The sequence below is a fragment of the Streptomyces lancefieldiae genome (assembly GCF_031845825.1).
GTDB classification, from domain to species: Bacteria; Actinomycetota; Actinomycetes; order Streptomycetales; family Streptomycetaceae; genus Streptomyces; species Streptomyces lancefieldiae.
Genome location: NZ_JAVRFH010000007.1, coordinates 199680 through 217023 on the forward strand (window position 1 = coordinate 199680; position 17344 = coordinate 217023).

The 17344-nt window shown below is 72.7% G+C and carries 13 protein-coding genes and 2 pseudogenes; 6 read left to right on the forward strand and 9 right to left on the reverse strand.

All coding sequences use genetic code 11. The annotated features are described in order from the left end of the window. Positions 1-7: 7 nt before the first annotated feature. Genes RM812_RS09735 through RM812_RS09755 form a run of 5 tightly spaced genes read right to left on the reverse strand, consistent with a single transcriptional unit; the run spans position 8 to position 7095 of the window. Positions 8-1672, reverse strand: a complete 1665-nt coding sequence (locus tag RM812_RS09735) for a ricin-type beta-trefoil lectin domain protein (protein WP_311572022.1) — start codon at positions 1670-1672, stop codon at positions 8-10. 35 nt (positions 1673-1707) lie between these two features. Beyond that, positions 1708-3789: a glycoside hydrolase family 2 protein gene (locus RM812_RS09740; protein ID WP_311572023.1), complete on the reverse strand. Its 2082-nt coding sequence runs from the start codon at positions 3787-3789 to the stop codon at positions 1708-1710. Positions 3790-3848: 59 nt separating this feature from the next. After that, positions 3849-4802: a carbohydrate ABC transporter permease gene (locus RM812_RS09745; RefSeq protein WP_311572024.1), complete on the reverse strand. Its 954-nt coding sequence runs from the start codon at positions 4800-4802 to the stop codon at positions 3849-3851. A 2-nt stretch (positions 4803-4804) separates the two neighbouring features. Beyond that, on the reverse strand, positions 4805-5737 hold the full coding sequence (locus RM812_RS09750; protein ID WP_311572025.1) for a carbohydrate ABC transporter permease: 933 nt from the start codon (positions 5735-5737) through the stop codon (positions 4805-4807). Further along, entirely contained in the window at positions 5734-7095 is a 1362-nt protein-coding gene (locus RM812_RS09755; RefSeq protein ID WP_311572026.1) for an ABC transporter substrate-binding protein, read from the reverse strand. Before RM812_RS09755 ends, RM812_RS09750 begins: the two co-directional genes overlap by 4 nt. A 429-nt stretch (positions 7096-7524) precedes the next feature. On the opposite strand from RM812_RS09755, the gene RM812_RS09760 reads away from it, so the two are divergent. From RM812_RS09760 to RM812_RS09775, 4 genes are all read left to right on the forward strand, one after another. Beyond that, positions 7525-8550, forward strand: a complete 1026-nt coding sequence (locus RM812_RS09760) for a LacI family DNA-binding transcriptional regulator (protein WP_311572027.1) — start codon at positions 7525-7527, stop codon at positions 8548-8550. A 230-nt stretch (positions 8551-8780) separates the two neighbouring features. Continuing rightward, positions 8781-9953, forward strand: coding sequence for an MFS transporter (locus tag RM812_RS09765; protein WP_311572091.1), 1173 nt, complete (start codon positions 8781-8783; stop codon positions 9951-9953). A 398-nt stretch (positions 9954-10351) separates the two neighbouring features. Further along, positions 10352-11092: a maleylpyruvate isomerase family mycothiol-dependent enzyme gene (locus RM812_RS09770; RefSeq protein WP_311572028.1), complete on the forward strand. Its 741-nt coding sequence runs from the start codon at positions 10352-10354 to the stop codon at positions 11090-11092. 110 nt (positions 11093-11202) lie between these two features. Next, entirely contained in the window at positions 11203-11487 is a 285-nt protein-coding gene (locus RM812_RS09775; RefSeq protein WP_311572029.1) for a DUF6332 family protein, read from the forward strand. Here RM812_RS09775 and RM812_RS09780 read toward each other — a convergent pair. The 3 genes and pseudogenes from RM812_RS09780 to RM812_RS09795 form a co-directional block, all read right to left on the reverse strand. Further along, positions 11448-11714: pseudogene (locus tag RM812_RS09780) on the reverse strand (LuxR C-terminal-related transcriptional regulator); the annotation flags it as partial. The gene RM812_RS09775 and the pseudogene RM812_RS09780 overlap by 40 nt on opposite strands. Positions 11715-12031: 317 nt before the next feature. After that, entirely contained in the window at positions 12032-12391 is a 360-nt protein-coding gene (locus RM812_RS09790) for an MMPL family transporter (RefSeq protein WP_311572030.1), read from the reverse strand. A 225-nt stretch (positions 12392-12616) separates the two neighbouring features. Next, entirely contained in the window at positions 12617-13951 is a 1335-nt protein-coding gene (locus RM812_RS09795; RefSeq protein WP_311572031.1) for a geranylgeranyl reductase family protein, read from the reverse strand. Positions 13952-14082: 131 nt separating this feature from the next. Between RM812_RS09795 and RM812_RS09800 the strand changes: the two genes are divergently transcribed. Both RM812_RS09800 and RM812_RS09810 read left to right on the forward strand, forming a co-directional pair. Continuing rightward, positions 14083-15438 (forward strand): dipeptidase, encoded by a 1356-nt coding sequence (locus tag RM812_RS09800; RefSeq protein WP_311572032.1) that lies wholly within the window; start codon positions 14083-14085, stop codon positions 15436-15438. A gap of 73 nt (positions 15439-15511) precedes the next feature. Next, positions 15512-16202, forward strand: a pseudogene (locus RM812_RS09810) (MBL fold metallo-hydrolase). A gap of 2 nt (positions 16203-16204) precedes the next feature. Here RM812_RS09810 and RM812_RS09815 read toward each other — a convergent pair. After that, positions 16205-17248 carry an NUDIX hydrolase gene (locus RM812_RS09815; protein ID WP_311572034.1) on the reverse strand — a complete coding sequence of 348 codons (1044 nt, stop codon included), beginning with the start codon at positions 17246-17248 and terminating at the stop codon, positions 16205-16207. Between the last annotated feature and the right edge of the window lie 96 nt (positions 17249-17344).

Sequence of the window (17344 nt, forward strand, 5' to 3'; positions counted from 1 at the left end):
TCGCCGGTTACGCCGGCAGGTTCCACTTCTGGGTGCCGAGGCCGTTGCAGTCGTAGATCTGCAGTTTCGTGCCGTTGGCCGTGGCACCGGAGGGGATGTCCAGGCACCTGCCGGACTGCGGGTTCAGCAGGGAGCCGTCGGACCGGTGGCGCCACTGCTGGCCGCCGACGCCCGGGGCGCAGTCCCACAGCTGGACCTTGGTGAAGTTGGCCGTGCCGTTGCCGTCGATGTCCAGGCACCTGCCGAACGCGCGCAGGGTGCCGTCCGGGGCGAGGGACCAGCGCTGGCCGGTGGCGGTGCTGCAGTCCCACAGCTGGGCGGCGCGGCCGTTGCCGCTGGTGTTGGTGTCGACGTCGAGGCACTTGCCCGCCACCCACGGCGTGGTGACCTGGCCGACGGGACCGCCGAGCGTGCCGGTGCCGAAGCGGATCTGGCACTGGTTCCCGGTGCCGAGCCAGGTGGCCGTCAGGTAGAGGAAGGAGGTGCCGTCGGCGCGCGGCACGATGGGTGAGCTGTAGCCCGGGCAGGAGGGCTCGCCGGGGTTGTACCCGCCGGTCGGGGCGGTCAGGACCGGGGCCTCGATCTCGGTCCACTCTCCCGCGCCGAGGTCGGTGTTGGCGAACAGCACGGTGCCGGACTCCGCCATCACGGCCTTGTTCCCGGTGGGCCCGGTGACGACGCGCTGGCCGGACATCAGCAGGGTGCCGTCGGGGCCGCCTCCCGGTACCCAGGCCAGGTACGGGGTGTGCAGCAGTTCCCTGCCGTCGGCGGTGCGCACCAGGGTGCCGGGGTTGTCGGCGGGCGCCCAGTTCAGGCCGTCGGGGCTGGTCTTGGTGTACACCTCGCAGGCGTGGTCGGCGTCGGTGGCGTCCCGGCACATCTCGTACGCCATCATGAACCGCCCGTTCGGCAGCGGGACGACGATCGACATGCCGGGGCGGGCGAGGTTGTCGGCGGGGAAGGCGACGTCCTGGGTGAGGGTGCCGCTCCAGGTGCGGCCGCCGTCGGTGGAGGTGTAGTGGCCGATGACCTGGTTGTTGGTCGGGCTGTTCGCGGGCCGCTCGTCGGAGATGAAGCAGGCCAGCCTGTTGTCGGGGGCGAGCAGGAACCAGGGCTCCCAGATGCCGTGCCCGATGGTGTCGGGCAGGCCGCTGGTGCGGGTGCAGTCGGAGAGGTACTGCCAGCTCTGTCCGTGGTCGGTGCTCTTGAAGACCTCGACCCGCTGCGTGGTGTAGTCACCGGCCTGCCAGGCGGTGCCGGCGGCGAGCAGGTCGCCCTGGTTCAGGCCGTTCGCGGTGCGCGGCACCTCGTAGAGGACCGGTGCCTCGATGTCCCAGCCGGGGGTGTGGGAGGTGATCGTGGAGATCGGCGTGGTGCTCCAGGTGCGGCCGCCGTCGGTGCTGCGGTGGACGGGCAGGGTGTTGGTGGCGCCCTGGTTGCGCCGGGCGTAGGTGGCCAGCATGGTCCGGCCCGCCGAGCCGTCGTGGTCGAGGCGGACGGCGCGCGGGTAGCTGTCGTCGCCCTGCGGGTGGGCCGCCTGGTCGGGGGATGCCAGGACCTGGCCGGTGGGGGCCGCCGAGGCGGGCTGTGCCCACAGGGACAGCAGTGCCGCGACGAGGGCGAGGACGCCGAGCAGGGCCGGTGACCGGCGTCTGGGCAGGAGGTTGCGCATGGATCTCCTTCGGGCTGGGTGCCGGGTGGTGCGGGTCAGTCGGTGGTGCGGGCCGACGGGTCGTCGCCGATGTGGGGCTCGGTGCGGGTGTCCACGTCCAGCGCGGTGCGGGCGGTGACGGTGCCGTCCACGACCAGCGCCAGGTGGAGTCGGCCGCTGGTCCAGCCCTCGGGGAGCGTGGCGGGCACGGTGACGGGCGCGCCGAGGACGTACGGCTTCGCCTCCGCGCGGCAGCCGGGAACGGCGCTGCCGGGGTCGTCGGGTGTCCTGGCGTACACAGGGGTCCAGGTGGTGTGCAGGGTGCCGGCGACCGGGTCGGTCCCGTGGTGGGAGACGCGCACGTCGACCGTGAGGTCCGGGGTGGCGGTGAGCAGGTCGCGGCCCGGTGCCACCGGGGTCACGTCCAGGACGAGCGTCGTCGGCGCGTTGGCGTGGGCCGGGTCGACGCCGGCGAGGTCCTTGGCGGCGCGCCGGAAGTCCAGCAGCCCGGCGCTCTCGTGCTCGATGTCGTACAGCTCGGTGTAGACGTATCCCGCGAGCCGGTCGTGGCGGCGCAGTTCCTGCGTCTGCCAGCGCAGGTGCCAGGCGCGGTCCAGGCCGGTGAAGCCGCCGCCGTACTCGCTGTTGAGGTTGGGCAGGCCGCGCAGGGGCTGTCCCGGGACGGCGAGCTTCTTGTGGACGATGTGGTCGGGGCCGAGTTTGACGGGGAAGTCGTCGCGGGCGCCGGAGAGCAGGTCGGCCACCGTGGTGGCCCAGGAGGCGGCGCTCTCGTCGTAGTAGTGCCAGTCGAGCAGGTCGGTCCTGACGTGGGTCCAGCCGGAGTTGTCGACGACCGGGCGGGTGGCGTCGAGGGCCTTGAGGCGGTCGTAGGCGTCGGCGGTCGCGCGCTGCTTGGCCTCGTCGCCCGGGATGTCCCAGTCCAGGCCCCACTCCTCGTTGTACAGGCCCCAGATGACGATGGCGGGGCTGTTGCCGTCGCGTTCGACCATCGGCTCGATCTGGTCGGCGAAGGCGGCGACGGAGGCGGGCGAGAAGCGGCCGGGCGAGGCGGGTTCGGCCCACAGGAGCATGCCGAGCGTGTCGGCGTGGTGCACGAAGCGGGGGTCCTCTAGCTTGAGGTGCTTGCGTACGAGGTTGTAGCCGGCCTCGGCGGCGAGTTCGAGGTCGCGGCGCAGGGCGGTGTCGTCGGGGGCGGTGATGCCGGTCTCGGGCCAGTAGCCCTGGTCGAGGACACCGCGCACGAACAGCCTCCGCCCGTTGAGGTACAGGTCCTCGCCGTCCACGGTGATGGTGCGCAGGCCGGTGTAGGCGGTGGCGCGATCGGTGCCGTCGGTGGTGGTCAGTTCGGCGTCGACGTAGTACAGGTGCGGGTCTTCGGGCGACCACGGGCGGGCGGCGGGGAGCAGGAGTTCGGTGCGGACCCACCCGTCGGGGTCGACGGTCGCCGTGACGGCGGTGGCCTCGCCGCGTACGCTCAGCCGCAGTTCGGCGCGGTCCGCCGCGGGGCCGTGCACGGCGGCCTCGACGGTGATGCCCGTCAGGTCGCCGTTCGGGCGCAGGCGCAGCGAGGCGAGGTGGGTGGCGGGGCGGGACTCGAGCCAGACGCTCTGCCAGATGCCGGAGGACGGGGTGAAGCAGACGCCGTCGTAGTCGTCGCGGGGCATGCTGCGCTGTTTGCCGTGGGCGATGTCCCGCTTGTCCGCGGGGGCGTGGACGCGCACGGTGAGCAGTTGCTCCCCCTCGCCGAGCGCGTCGGTGACGTCGGCGGCGAAGGGCGTGTAGCCGCCCTCGTGGTGGGCCACCTCGGTGCCGTTCACCCAGACCGTGGCCGCGTGGTGCACGGCGCCGAAGTGCAGCACGACGCGTTGTCCGGCCCAGGCGGCCGGCACGGTGAACGTGCGCCGGTACCAGGCGGTCTGCAGCCAGTGCTCGGCGATGCCGGAGGCCGGGGTCTCCCAGGCGAAGGGCACGGTGATCCGGCGGTCGTATCCGTCGGCGGCGTCGGCGCTGTGGTGCCCGGCGGGGTCGGCGCGGAACTCCCAGGTGCCGTTGAGGGTGAGCCAGGCGTGGGAGCGGTCGAAGTGGGGGCGGGGGTATTCGGGGCGAGGGACGGTCATGGGTGTGTGAGCTCCGATTCGGTGCGCGGGTGTGGTGGGAAGGCGGGGCCGACGGGGCGTCAGCCCTTGACGCTGCCCGCGAGGATCCCGTTGATGAAGTGGCGTTGCAGCAGGACGAACAGGGCGAGCACGGGCAGCATCGCGATGCTCCCGGCGGCGAGGAGTTCGCCCCAGACGGTGGCGAAGTCGGCGCCGACGCGGTTGCCGGTGACGTTCTGCGCCAGGGTGGACAGGACGACCTGGAGGGTCTGGTGGCTCTCGTCGTTGACGGCGACGACCGGCCAGACGAAGTCGTTGTAGATGTTCATGGCGGTCAGCACGCCCAGCGCCGCGATCCCGGGCCGGATGACGGGCACCACGATCCGGGCGAAGATGCCGAACTCGCTCGCCCCGTCGACGCGTCCGGCGTCGAGGAGTTCGTCGGGGACCGCGGCGATGGTCTGCCGCATCCAGAAGATGCTGAAGGCGTCGATGCTGCCGGGCAGGATCAGGGCCTGGTAGGTGTTGACCCAGCCCAGCTCGCTCATCTCCAGCAGCAGCGGAATGACCAGCACCAGGGTCGGCAGCATCAGGGTGAGCATCAGCACGCCGAACAGCAGGTTCTTGCCGGGGAAGCGGTACTTGGCGAAGGCGTAGCCGGCCAGCGGGCAGAAGAACATGGTCATCGCGCCCTTGACGGCCACGACGAGCACGGTGTTGACGAAGCCGGTGCCGATCGGCACGTCGTCGAACATCGCCCGGTAGTTGTCCAGCGTGGCGCTGCCGAGCGAGAAGGACAGCGGGTCGCGGACGATGTCGGTCGGCGGCTTCAGCGAGGAGCTGACGGCCCACCAGATGGGGTAGACGAACACGACGGCCAGGAGGCCGAGCACGAGGTACTGGAACGGGCCCGGCCTCGGCTGGGAGAGACTCGTGCGCCGCCCGCCGCCACCCTCCTCGCCGGCGCTCCGCCGGCTCCGTCGTTCCTGGCCGGCTGGGAGCCGGCTCTTGCTTTCGTTGGTCTGGCTGGTCATGGTCACTCGTCTCGGGAGCGGAGCAGGCGCACGGACAGCAGGGACAGGGCGAACACCAGCAGGACGAGCAGGAAGGAGTTCGCGGCGCCGGTCCCGAGGTCGGACGCCGTGATGTGGTTGTAGAGGTAGAGCCCGCCGGTGGTGGTCGAGCCGTACGGGCCGCCCTGGGTGACGACGTAGGGCTCGGCGAACATCTGGAACACCGCGAGGGTCTGGATCACCACGAGGAAGGCGATGCTGCGGCGCACCAGCGGCAGTGTCAGCGACCAGAACTGCCGCTTGCGGGAGGCTCCGTCGAGGGCGGCGGCCTCGTACACGTCGGCGGGCACGGCCTGGAGTCCGGCGAGCAGGATGATGATCGCGAACCCGGTGGTCTTCCACAGGAACAGCAGCGCCAGGGTCGGTTTGGCCCACGCGGTCGACTGGAGCCAGTCGATGTCGGGCAGGCCGACGAGGTTGAGCAGGTGGTTGACCAGCCCGTAGTCCGTGTCGAAGGCCACGATCCACACCTGGGCCATCGCCACCAGCGGGGTGACGAACGGCGCGATGAAGGCGACCCGGAACATGCCGCGCAACCGCAGTCGCGCGTTGGCCAGCAGGACGGCCGCGGCCAGTCCCCCGACGATCTGCAGCGGCACGATCAGCAGCCACATCACCGCGCTGTTGCCCAGCGAGGACCAGAACTCCTCGCTGGTGAGCAGGTAGGTGTAGTTCTCCAGGCCGATGAAGCGCGCCTCGCCGGCGCCCTTCCAGTTGGTGAAGCTCAACTGGAGCGCGAAGACGAGCGGGTACAGGCCGAACGCGGCGAAGACCACGTAGAACGGCGCGACGAACAGGTAGGGCGCGAGGAGGAGCCGGCGGCGGGAGCGGACGGGGCGCGGCGCTGCCGGGGGCCTCCCCTTGCTGCGCGGCGGGGTGAGGGTGCCGGACGTCATGCGCGGTCCACCAGGTTGCGCTGGATCTTCTTGGTGGAGTCGTCGATGACGTCGTCAGGGGCCATCTTCCCCTCGATCAACCGCTGGAGGTTGTCGCCGAGGTAGTCGACCGACTTGGCCCACCAGGCGGGGATCGGCGCGGCGGGCGGGATGGTCTCGGCCGCGTTGACGGCCACCTTCCACAGGTTCTGTCCACCGAGCGCGGCCACCGGTTCGAACAGCGGCCGGTCTGGACGGCGGGCGGGCCCGTAGCTCGGCACGGAGGTGGTCAGGCCGTCCGGGTAGACCTCGCCCGGCCCGTACACCGCGCTGTAGCCGGGCTCCTTGAAGCACAGGAACTCGTAGAGCAGCCAGGCCAGTTCCGGGTTCTTCGCCTTCGCCGGGATGATGAAGCTGCTGCCGCCCATGGCGCCGCTGCGCGCACCGCCCGGTGACCAGGCAGGCAGCGGGGCGGCCCGCCACTTGCCCTTGCCCTTCTTCAGCAGCTGCTGCGGCGCGAAGGACCACCACACCGCCCACGGGACCAGTGCCTGCTGCCCGTTCTCCAAGGCGGCGAGGTCCGCCTGCTTGAGGTACTCGGTATGGGTGACCAGGTCGTCGTCGACGGCGTCCCGTATCCAGCCCAGGATGTTGCGGTACTCCCTGGAGTCCAGCCGCACCTTTCCGTCCGCGTCCGCGAGGCTGGTGCCCTGCTGGCCCGCGAGCATCTCCAGCCACAGCTGGCCGAGGAAGGGGTCCTTCTCCATGTGGATCGGGCGGGCGTCGGGGTTCTTCTCCCGCAGTGACCGGGCCGCCGCCAGCAGGTCGTCGTAGGTCTTCAGACCCGCCGGGTCGACGCCGGCGTCCTCCAGCAGGTCCTCGCGGTACCAGAGCAGTCCCGGGTCGAGGTCCCAGGGCACGCCGTAGATCCGGCCGCCGACGGTGTTGACCGACAGCTTGTACGCCGAGGTCTTGTCGCGGTAGGGCGCGATCAGGTCCGTCAGGTCGTACAGGTGCTCCGCCTGCCCACCGATCTTGGCGTCGTCCCAGAAACTGCCGTCCGGCAGGTCGGTGCCGCTGATCAGGGTGTTGGCGAGCTTGGCGTCGATGTCGACGGCCTGGTGGTTGACCTTGATGTCCGGGTACGCCTTGCGGAAGGCGTCGATGGCCGCGTCGAAGACCTTGAACAGGTCGCCCGAGCGGTTCCAGATGGTGATCTCGCCCTTGGCCGACGCACCGGGCGTCCCGGCGAGCTTGCGCGGCTCGGACCCGGAGGAGCCCGGGGCGCAGGCCGCGAGGGGGCCGGCGGCGACGGCGAGCGTGCCGGCGCCGAGGGCACCGCGCAGGACGCTGCGACGTGGGACGGATGGTCTGGACATGGGCACGGCTCCTGGGTCGGGAATCGGGGCTGAGTCGAGGAAAGAACGGAGGGGAGAGGTCTGAGAGGAGAGACCTGAGAGGGAGGAACGAAGCGGGGAGGACGAAGCGGGGAGGACTTGAGCCGGACGGACAGAGCAAGACGGAATACAACAAGACGGAACGGGACGGGACGGACGGACGGAACGGGAAGGAGGGGCGCGAGGCGCGGGATGCACGCAGGCGGCGGCCCGGACCGCGCGCAGGCGTCGTCGGCGCAGCGGTACACCCGCGCCGCCGCCCCTCGCTTTGCAACGATGCAGAGATGATGCTGCGCCTTTTGCAACGATGCAATAGCTGAGTAACATCAACCTGCGTCAGCGCTGGTCCGCACCGGCGCGGCCCGAGATGCTGCCGACCGAAGGCCCGTGAGGGCCGTGAGGGGGAACCGGATGGCCGGCTCCACGCTCCGCGACGTCGCCCGACGTGCCGGAGTCTCGATTCGCACCGTGTCCAACGTGGTCAACGGCTCGGTGCCCGTCTCCGACGAGCTGCGGGTCCGGGTGCAGGCGGCGCTCGACGAGCTCGACTACCGGCCGAACCTGGTGGCGCGCAATCTCCGCCGCGGCCGCAGCGGCATGATCGCGCTGGTCGTGCCCGAGCTGGACGTGCCCTACTTCGCCGAGCTGGCCCGTGAGGTCATCACCGCCGCCCGCGCCCACGGGTACGTGGTCATGCTCGACCAGACCGACGGCGACGGCGAGCGCGAGCGGGAACTGCTCGGCCGCGAGTCGCGCGCCACGATGTTCGACGGTCTTCTGCTGAGCCCGCTGGCCATCTCCGCGGACGAGCTGCGGCTGCGCACCAACAGGGTGCCCGTCGTGCTGCTCGGCGAGCACATCTTCAACGGCAGCCTCCACCATGTGGCGATCGACAACGTGACCGCGGCCCGGGAGGCGACGGAGCATCTGCTCGCCCTCGGCCGACGCCGCATCGCGGCCATCGGCGACCAGCCCTACAGCACCGGCGAGACCGCGCAGCTGCGCACGATCGGGTACCGCCTGGCGCTGGAGCGGGCCGGGCTCACCGTCGACGAGGAGCTGATCGTCCCCACCCCGCGCTTCCATCGCCACCTCGGCGCCGAGGCCATGGAACGCCTGCTGGCCCTGCCCGAGCCACCCGACGCCGTCTTCTGCTACAACGACCTGCTGGCCATCGGCGCCATGCACGCGCTGACCCGGGCTGGAGTGCGGGTGCCCGACGACATCGCCGTCGTCGGGGTCGACGGCATCCAGGAGGGGCGCTACAGCTCGCCGTCCCTGACCACCGTCGCCCCGGACAAGGCCCAGATCGCGCGCACGGCGGTCAGCACTCTGCTCGGCGTGATCGACGGCTCGGCGCCCCCGCCGGCGGAGGTGAAGGCACCGCACCGGCTCCTGGTCCGGGAGAGCACGGCGGGACCGGCGGCGCGCACCTGAATCGACGAGGGCCCGGTGACCGAGCCCGGCGACGCACACCTGAAGCGCCCCTGAGGACCGGCGACGCATGCGAGAAACGGCCGTCGACCGGGTGACCGAGCCCGGCGGCGCCCGCGTGCGCACCGGGCACCAGCACGTCGGCAACCCCACCGGGTCCCCTTGCCCCGTCCCGGCGGCACCCCTAGCCTGACTTTGTGCCGCAAGTAAACAAAACCCGTTCGCACAGCGCCGTGCCGGGTCCCCGCAACGACCTCACCCGCCTCCGCACCGCTCTGACCGCCTTCTTCGCCCTCGACGGCTTCGTCTTCGCCGGCTGGGTCGTCCGGATCCCCGCCATCAAGGAGCAGACCGGTGCCTCCGCCAGCGCCCTGGGGATGGCGCTGCTCGGTGTCTCGACGGGTGCCGTCGTCACGATGACGCTCACCGGACGACTGTGCCGCCGTTACGGCAGCCACCCCGTCACCGTCGCCTGCGCGGTCCTGCTCTGCCTCAGCATCGCCCTGCCCCCGCTCACCCACTCCGCGCTCGCCCTCGGCGCCGTACTGCTGGTGTTCGGCAGCGCGTACGGCGGCATCAACGTCGCCTTCAACAGCGCCGCCGTCGATCTGGTGGCCGTACTGCGGCGCCCGATCATGCCCAGCTTCCACGCGGCGTTCAGCCTCGGCGGCATGGTCGGCGCGGGTCTCGGCGGGCTCGTCGCCGGATCGCTGTCGCCGACGCGGCACCTGCTCGGTCTCACCGTGATAGGCCTGCTCGTCACCCTGGTCGCGGGCCGCGCCCTGCTGCGCTGCGAGCCCGCCGCGCCGCCGGACCGCGCGCCCGAGGACGACGGCGCCCCGCGCCGGCTCGACCGCCGGACGCGCCGCCTCGTCATCACCTTCGGCCTGATCGCCCTGTGCACGGCGTACGGCGAGGGCGCCATGGCCGACTGGGGTGCCCTGCACCTGGAGCAGGACCTCGACGCCTCACCGGGCGTCGCCGCGGCGGGCTACTCCTGCTTCGCGCTCGCCATGACGGTGGGCAGGCTGACCGGCACGACGCTGCTGGAGCGCCTGGGGCGGACGACGACGGTGGTGGCCGGTGGCACGATCGCCGTGGCCGGCATGCTGCTCGGCTCACTCGCCCCGTCCGTGTGGGCGGCCCTGTTCGGCTTCGCGATCACCGGACTCGGGCTCGCCAACATCTTCCCGGTGGCGGTCGAACGGGCCGGCGCGCTGGGCGGCCCCGGCGGCGTCGCGACCGCGTCCACGCTGGGCTACGGCGGCATGCTGCTCGGGCCGCCCGCGATCGGCTTCATGGCCGACTGGTTCTCCCTGCCGACCGCGCTCACCAGCGTGGCGGCGCTCGCGGCGGTGGCGGTGCTCGTCGCGGCCGCGACCCGGCGGGCGGCGCCGGCGGGCTGAGCCGCAGCCCGCTCCTGCCGGTGCTCCTCGGCCCAGGCCCCGCCCCTCCACTTCCTGTCCGCCCGTCACCACCGGCCAGAACTTCACGTGGCGCCTTTCGGCCCGTTGAAGCGCTCGCCCTGCCGAGTGACGCACGCCGGAGAGAACCGGGCTACGGCTTCGATGACACCAGCCGCGTACGGACGAGTGCCCGCAGCATCGCCGTACCCGCCCCCACCGCTGCAAGGTGCAGGACCGCCCCGAGTGCGAGGTTTTCCGGCAGGGCCGCATCGGCCGGTTGCGTCGACCGGTTGCGCGACGGCGGCGGGCGGCGGTGTCGGCCGGCGCCCGCTCCACCGCCGGGGCCGGGCCTCCCGCCGGGGCCCTTCGAGCCCGCTCCATGAGGCACACTCACTGCCATGGAGACTGCCGCGTTCATTGAAACCCTGGAGCGTGAGGGCCAGTTGCTGGCCGTGGCCGCCGAGGCGGCCGGCACCGACGCCAAGGTGCCGACCTGTCCCGGCTGGCAGGTGCGGGACCTGCTGCGGCACACGGGGATGGTGCACCGCTGGGCGGCGGCGTTCGTCGCCGAGGGGCACACCTCCTACCACCCCGACGGCGGGCTCCCCGACCTCGACGGCACCGCGCTCCTGACCTGGTTCAAGGAGGGGCACGGGCAACTCGTCGGCACCCTGGCCGGCGCCTCGCCCGACGTGCGCTGCTGGCACTTCCTGCCCGCGCCCTCACCCCTCGCGTTCTGGGCCCGGCGGCAGGCCCACGAGACGACCGTGCACCGGATCGACGCCGAGTCGGCCGGGGGCGGCGACCCCACCGGCATCGCACCCGACTTCGCGATCGACGGCATCGACGAGTTGCTGTGCGCCCTCCACGCCCGCCCGAAGAGCGCCGTCCGCACCGAGGAGCCCCGCACGCTGCGGGTGCGGGCGACGGACGCGCCCGGCGCCGTGTGGACGGTACGGCTGTCGGAGGAGCCACCGGTGACGGAGCGGCACGACGCCGGGGACGCCGACTGTGAGCTGGCCGGGCCCGCCGCGCTGCTGTACCCGGCGCTGTGGAACCGGGGGCCGGTCCCGGAGGTGACCGGGGACGCCTCCCTCGCCGCGCTGTGGCGCGAGGCGTCGGGCGTCACCTGGAGCTGAGCAGGGCGGCCGGCCGCAGCGGAACCTCGGGGCGTGCGCAGCGCAGCGCCTGCGCGCGCCGGGCCGACGTGGCACGACCCGCCGGACGTACGGCTGCGACACTCGCCGGTATGACCAGTCACGGGAGACGGCGTACGCAGGGTGAGCGGGACGCGATCACGGTGGAGATCGGATACGCGCTGTGCAGCGCGGCGTTCGCGGCAGCCGTGCTGTTCGGAGCGGTGGCGGGTCCGGGCTGTGTCTTCGGGCTGCCGGCCGGCACGCGGGACGTGCTCGTCGGCTCGGGTGCGGCACTGGCCGTCGTGGTGTTCCTCAGCCGCGTGGTGAGCGTGCTGGTCCGGTTCGGGAGCGGCGATCAGCCCAGCCGGCCCGGCCGCACCAACCCCGACTCGTAGGCCGACACGACCAGTTGGGCCCGGTCACGGGCACCCGGCTTCACCATGGTGCGGCTGACATGGGTCTTGGCGATGAGAGGACTGACGACCGGGCGGGGCGATCTCCTCGTTGGCCGGGCCGATGCCGACCGGGGCCATCACCTCGCGCTCCCGCTCGGCGAGCCGGGACAGCGCGCCGACCGCGGCGGGCCCCTTGGAGCGAGCCGCGACTCGGCGATCAGGCGCCGTGGTCAGCGCCGTGGAACGCCAGGGCCTGCGGGGATGGCGCTCCTCGTCCCCCCGTTGGTTCCACCACGGGGGCCCGTGCCGCCACCACTGCGGCAGCCCGCCCCCGCGCTCACGGCGTCGGTCCATGACCGCCGCGCTGGACGCCGGATGCCGGGGGCGGCGTCATGCGCGCGTGGCGATCACACGTACTCCCCGCGAAGCACGTCCTCCTCGTCCGGACCACCCGGACCCCCCGGACCGCCCCGACCGTCCGGACCGCCCCGACCGTCCGGACCGCCCCGTCCGTCCGGCGCCGGTGTCCGCGCCGGTGCCTCCGTCACCCGGAAGCGGCGCAGCGCTCGCGGGGCGCCCACCAGTTCGCGCGCCCCGCGAGCCGCATCGTCACGGGCAGCAGCACCACCCGGATGAGGGTGGCGTCGACGAGGATCGTCAGGGCCGTGCCGATCCCCAGTTCCTTGAGGAACACGACGCCGCCGGTGGCGTACGACAGGAAGGACAGCGCGAGGATGCCGGCCGCCGCGGTGATCAGCGGGGCGCTGCGCCGGATGCCCTCGCCGACCGCGCTTACGGTGTCCCCGGGCCCCGTCGCCCCATCATGGAGACGCTGGGCGATCTCGTCCGAGTGCTGCCAGGCACGCGCCTTGAGGACCTCGATGGGAGCTTCCCAGCAACGCAACGCAACGCAGCGCGCAGGCGGCGTGCCGCCGGGACATTCGCTCCCCTCAGCGTCCTGCGACACGATGCGCCGACAGCGTCCGCCACCGGAGACCTGGCCCACCGCGTCGATGAGGCCGCTCCGCGTCGTGGCGGAAGAAGGGCGTCTCCCGGTCCTCGACGCCCCGTCCACAGCCTCCGGCGACAGGCCGGGACACCGAGCGGCGACCGTCCGCCGGCCCTCGGATCAGGAACCGGCCTCGTCACCCGCGGAGCCCGGGGAGCCCGCGGAGCCCGCGGAGCCCGGGGTGCTCGTGGCACCCGCGCCGGCCGTGGTGCCCGCAGCGCCCGTGGAGTCCGTCCCGCTCACGGGCTGCCGGCGGTCCATCGCCGCCAGCGCCCGCTGCGCCAGCGGGTGGCCGCGGACCAGCTCGCCCAGCGAGGTCGAGCCCTGTGTGATGTCCCTGAACGCCTTCCAGGCGGGACGGAAACCGGTCAGGGCCGCGTGGAAGAGTCCCGGCCGGCGTTCGAAGATCGCCAGCATGCGCTTGCCCACGCTCATCTCGACGCCCAGCCCGGCCTTGATCGCGAACGCGTAGTTCAGGGCCTGCTTGCGCGCGTCCACGGCGTCGTGCGCCTCGGAGATCCGCACCGCCCACTCCCCCGCGAGCCGTCCCGAGCGCAGCGCGAAGGAGATGCCCTCCCGCGTCCACGGCTCCAGGAGCCCCGCCGCGTCCCCGCACACCAGGACCCGGCCGCGCGACAGCGGCGAGTCGTCGGCACGGCAGCGCGTCAGATGGCCGGAGGAGATGCTCGGCTCAAAACCGGCGAGGCCGAGCCGCCCGACGAAGTCCTCCAGGTACCGCTTGGTCGCCGCGCCCTCGCCGCGCGCCGAGATCACACCGACCGTCAGGGTGTCGCCCTTGGGGAAGACCCAGCCGTAACTGCCCGGCAGCGGCCCCCAGTCGATGAGGACCCGCCCTTTCCAGTCCTCGGCGACCGTCTGAGGCACCGGGATCTCCGCCTCCAGGCCGAGGTCGACCTGGTCGAGCTTCACCCCGACGTGCGCGCCTATCCGACTGGCGCTGCCGTCCGCGCCGACGACGGCCCGCGCCAGCACCGTCTCCCCGCCCTGCAGGACGACGGCGACCGTACGACGGTCCGGCACCGCCGACCCGTGCTGCTCCACCCGTGTCACCGTCGCCCCGGTACGCAGCTCGGCGCCCGCCTTCTGCGCGTGCTCGACGAGCTGCTGGTCGAACTCGGGCCGGTTGATCAGCCCGAACAGCATCTGCCGGGAGCGCCGGGTCCGGGTGAACCGCCCGTTGTGGGAGAACGTCACCGCGTGCACACGGTCCTGGAAGGGAAGGTCGAAGCCGGGCGGAAGAGTGTCGCGCGAGGGACCGATGATGCCGCCGCCGCACGTCTTGTAGCGGGGCAGCTCCGCCTTCTCCAGCAACAGCACGCGCCGCCCCGCGACCGCCGCCGCGTAGGCGGCCGAGGCCCCCGCCGGTCCCGCGCCCACCACGACGACGTCCCAGACCTGACGCGCGTCGTCCGCCGAAGAGTTCTCGCTGCTCACGATGGTCTACTGCTCCGATCAAACCGCATGCCGCACCTGACCCCCGCATCCTACGGCGGCATTGCCGCAGGCCACTGTGGGAGGATCCCCGTACTCATCGGTACAACGTCGCACCCACAAGGAGCGTGCCCATGTCGTCGAATCCGGTCGCCGAGACCGTCTCCTCCCTGATGCCCAGGGCGAAGGAGGAGCTCACCGCGCTGGTGGCCTTCAAGTCGGTGGCGGACTTCGACCAGTTCCCGCGCAGCGAGAGCGTGGGCGCCGCCAACTGGATAGCCGCGGCGCTGCGCGCCGAGGGCTTCCAGGACGTGGACCTGCTCGACACGCCGGACGGCACGCAGTCGGTGTACGGGTACCTGCCCGGGCCCGAGGGTGCCAAGACGGTGCTGCTGTACGCCCATTACGACGTGCAGCCGCCGCTGGACGAGGCCGGCTGGGCCACCCCGCCGTTCGAGCTGACCGAGCGCGACGGCCGCTGGTACGGGCGCGGTGCCGCCGACTGCAAGGGCGGCGTGCTGATGCACCTGCTCGCGCTGCGCGCGCTGAAGGCGAACGGCGGCGTGCCGGTGCACGTCAAGGTCATCGCCGAGGGTTCGGAGGAGCAGGGCACCGGCGGCCTGGAGCGGTACGCCGAGCAGCACCCCGAGCTGCTGGCAGCGGACACCATCGTCATCGGCGACGCGGGCAACTTCCGGGTCGGGCTGCCGACGGTCACCTCGACGCTGCGCGGCATGACGCTCGTGCGCGTGAAGGTGGACACCCTCCAGGGCAACCTGCACTCGGGCCAGTTCGGCGGTGCGGCGCCCGACGCGCTGGCCGCGCTGATCCGCGTACTGGACTCGCTGCGCGCCGAGGACGGCTCGACGACCGTCGACGGCCTGGCGACGGACAGCCGGTGGGAGGGGCTGGCGTACGACGAGGAGCAGTTCCGCCGGGACGCGCGAGTGCTCGACGGAGTGGAGCTGATCGGCTCCGGCTCGGTCGCCGACCGCATCTGGGCCCGCCCGGCCGTCACGGTGCTCGGCATCGACTGTCCGCCGGTCGTCGGTGCCACCCCGTCGGTGCAGGCGAGTGCCCGCGCGCTGGTGAGCCTGAGGGTGCCGCCGGGCGTGGACGCGGCCGAGGCCACCAAGCTGCTCCAGGCACACCTGGAGACGCGCACGCCGTGGGGTGCCCGGGTCGGCGTCGAGCAGATCGGGCAGGGCCAGGCGTTCCGCGCCGACACCACCAGCCCGGCGTACCAGGCCATGGCGGACGCGATGGCGGTGGCGTACCCGGGCCAGGAGATGCAGTACGCCGGTCAGGGCGGCTCGATTCCGCTGTGCAACACGCTGGCCGCGCTGTACCCGCGGGCGGAGATCCTGCTGATCGGCCTGAGCGAGCCGGAGGCGCAGATCCACGCCGTGAACGAGAGCGTGTCCCCCGAGGAACTGGAGCGGCTGTCGGTCGCGGAGGCCCTCTTCCTGCGCAACTACGCGGCGAGCTGAGCCGGTCCGGCCCGCGCTCTGCCGTCGGCAGAGCGTCCTCGCCACCTGGCGGGCCCCTGCCTACGCTCGTGCCGTGGACATCGTCGAGCTCCTCCCGTGCCTGCACCTGCTGCGCTTCCCGGTCGGCCAGGCCTACCTCTGGCGCGACGGCGACGAGCTGACGCTCATCGACGCCGGGCCGGCCGGGTCCGGGGCGCGCATCGCCGCTTCGGCACGGGCCGCCGGACGCGTACGGCGTGTCGTCCTCACCCACTTCCACGAGGACCACGCGGGCGGGGCGGGCGAGGTCGCCGCGCTCACCGGGGCCGAGGTGGTGGCCCACGCCCTGGAGGCGCCCGTCGTACGGGGCGAGGTGCCGGGCCCGCCGCCCGTGTTCGAGGACTGGGAGCGCCCGCTGCACGCGGACGCCGTCCGGCGGCTTCGACCGGCCCGCGCAGGTGACCGAGGTGTCCGGCGGTGACGTCCTCGACTTCGGCGGCGGGGCACTCGTCGTCCACGTCCCCGGTCACACGGACGGCAGCATCGCGCTCCTCCTCCCGAGTCACGGTGTGCTGTTCACGGGGGACGCCGTCGCCGCGTCGCCGGTCGACGGCGGTGTGATGCTCGGTGTGTTCAACGTCGACCGGGACCGGGCCGTCGACTCCTTCCGGCGATTGGCGGACCTGGACGCGGAGGTGGCCTGCTTCGGGCACGGGGATCCGGTGATCCGCCGGGCCGCGGAGGCGCTCCGGGAAGCGGCGCGGGCCCACGGGGCGACCGGCTGACGTCAGCCGACCGGAGTGCCCGCCTCCAGATACAGTGCGGCCCCGCGTTCCCGGGCCCGCAGGGCCCAGCGCAGACGCTCGTAGCGGACCGGGGGCAGGAGGTCGGCGGCCTCGTCCTCCGTGACGAAGCGCCAGTCGCGCAGTTCGGGGCCGGGCAGCAGCACCCGGCCGGCGTCCGCGGGATCGAGCCGACCGCCGTCGAAGAGCAGCCGCAGACCGCCGTAGCCGGGGGGCACGGGCGATTCCCAGTCGACGACCAGCAGGGCGGGTACGTCGTCGAGGCGGATGCCGGTCTCCTCGGCGACCTCGCGCATCCCGGCGCGGGCGGGCGCCTCGCCGGGTTCGACGACTCCCCCGGGGAACTCCCAGCCGGGCTTGTAGGTGGGGTCGACGAGCAGGACGCGGTCCTGCTCGTCGAAGAGCAGGACGCCGGCGGCGACGGTCTCGCCGGTGGGCTCGGGTGTCTGCACGATGTCGCAGACGGGGAGGGCGTCGGCATGGACGGCCTCGGCGATGCGGGCGGCGGCCTCGTAGGGGCTGAGGGCGCCGGTGTCGACCGGGTGGGCGTCGGCGGTCAGCCACGACGCGAGGGCGGCCCGGTACGGCTCTATGTGGTCGTACGACCACTGCCGCACGCGTATCTCGCCGTCGGCCGGGCCCTCCGGTATGTCGCGGCCCGCTATCCGCTCCCGCAGGATCGTTTCGGCCGGAGCCAGCAGGACGTGCCGGACCTCGATCCTGCGGGCGGCGAGGCCGCCGAAGATCTCGTCGCGGTACTCCTGGCGCAGCAGGGTCATCGGGACCACGAGGGTCCCGCCGAGCTCGGCGAGCATGGCGGCCGCCGTGTCGATCACGAGGCGGCGCCAGATCGGCAGATCCTGGAAGTCGCCGACCTCGGCGAGGCGTTTGGGCGGCAGCAGCCGCGCGAGCGCACCGCCGACGACTTCCGGGTCGAAGAGCGCGCTGTTCGGGATCAGTTCGATCAGTTCCCGTGCGGTGGTGGTCTTGCCCGCACCGAACGCGCCGTTGATCCAGACGACGGTCACAGGTCCCCCTCTTCCGTTGGCCCCCTGAGGCTTGCCCGCTTCACCCTGCCACGGAAACCAGGCCCAGTTGAGGGCGTACGCGGACGGCGCCGGCGC

What these genes read in the sequence shown, in the direction of transcription:
- RM812_RS09735 (WP_311572022.1), bottom strand. Translation starts at nt 1,672, where the DNA reads ATGCGCAACCTCCTGCCCAGACGCCGGTCACCGGCCCTGCTCGGCGTC.
- RM812_RS09740 (WP_311572023.1), bottom strand. Translation starts at nt 3,789, where the DNA reads ATGACCGTCCCTCGCCCCGAATACCCCCGCCCCCACTTCGACCGCTCC.
- RM812_RS09745 (WP_311572024.1), bottom strand. Translation starts at nt 4,802, where the DNA reads ATGACCAGCCAGACCAACGAAAGCAAGAGCCGGCTCCCAGCCGGCCAG.
- RM812_RS09750 (WP_311572025.1), bottom strand. Translation starts at nt 5,737, where the DNA reads ATGACGTCCGGCACCCTCACCCCGCCGCGCAGCAAGGGGAGGCCCCCG.
- RM812_RS09755 (WP_311572026.1), bottom strand. Translation starts at nt 7,095, where the DNA reads ATGTCCAGACCATCCGTCCCACGTCGCAGCGTCCTGCGCGGTGCCCTC.
- RM812_RS09760 (WP_311572027.1), top strand. Translation starts at nt 7,525, where the DNA reads ATGGCCGGCTCCACGCTCCGCGACGTCGCCCGACGTGCCGGAGTCTCG.
- RM812_RS09770 (WP_311572028.1), top strand. Translation starts at nt 10,352, where the DNA reads ATGGAGACTGCCGCGTTCATTGAAACCCTGGAGCGTGAGGGCCAGTTG.
- RM812_RS09775 (WP_311572029.1), top strand. Translation starts at nt 11,203, where the DNA reads ATGACCAGTCACGGGAGACGGCGTACGCAGGGTGAGCGGGACGCGATC.
- RM812_RS09800 (WP_311572032.1), top strand. Translation starts at nt 14,083, where the DNA reads ATGTCGTCGAATCCGGTCGCCGAGACCGTCTCCTCCCTGATGCCCAGG.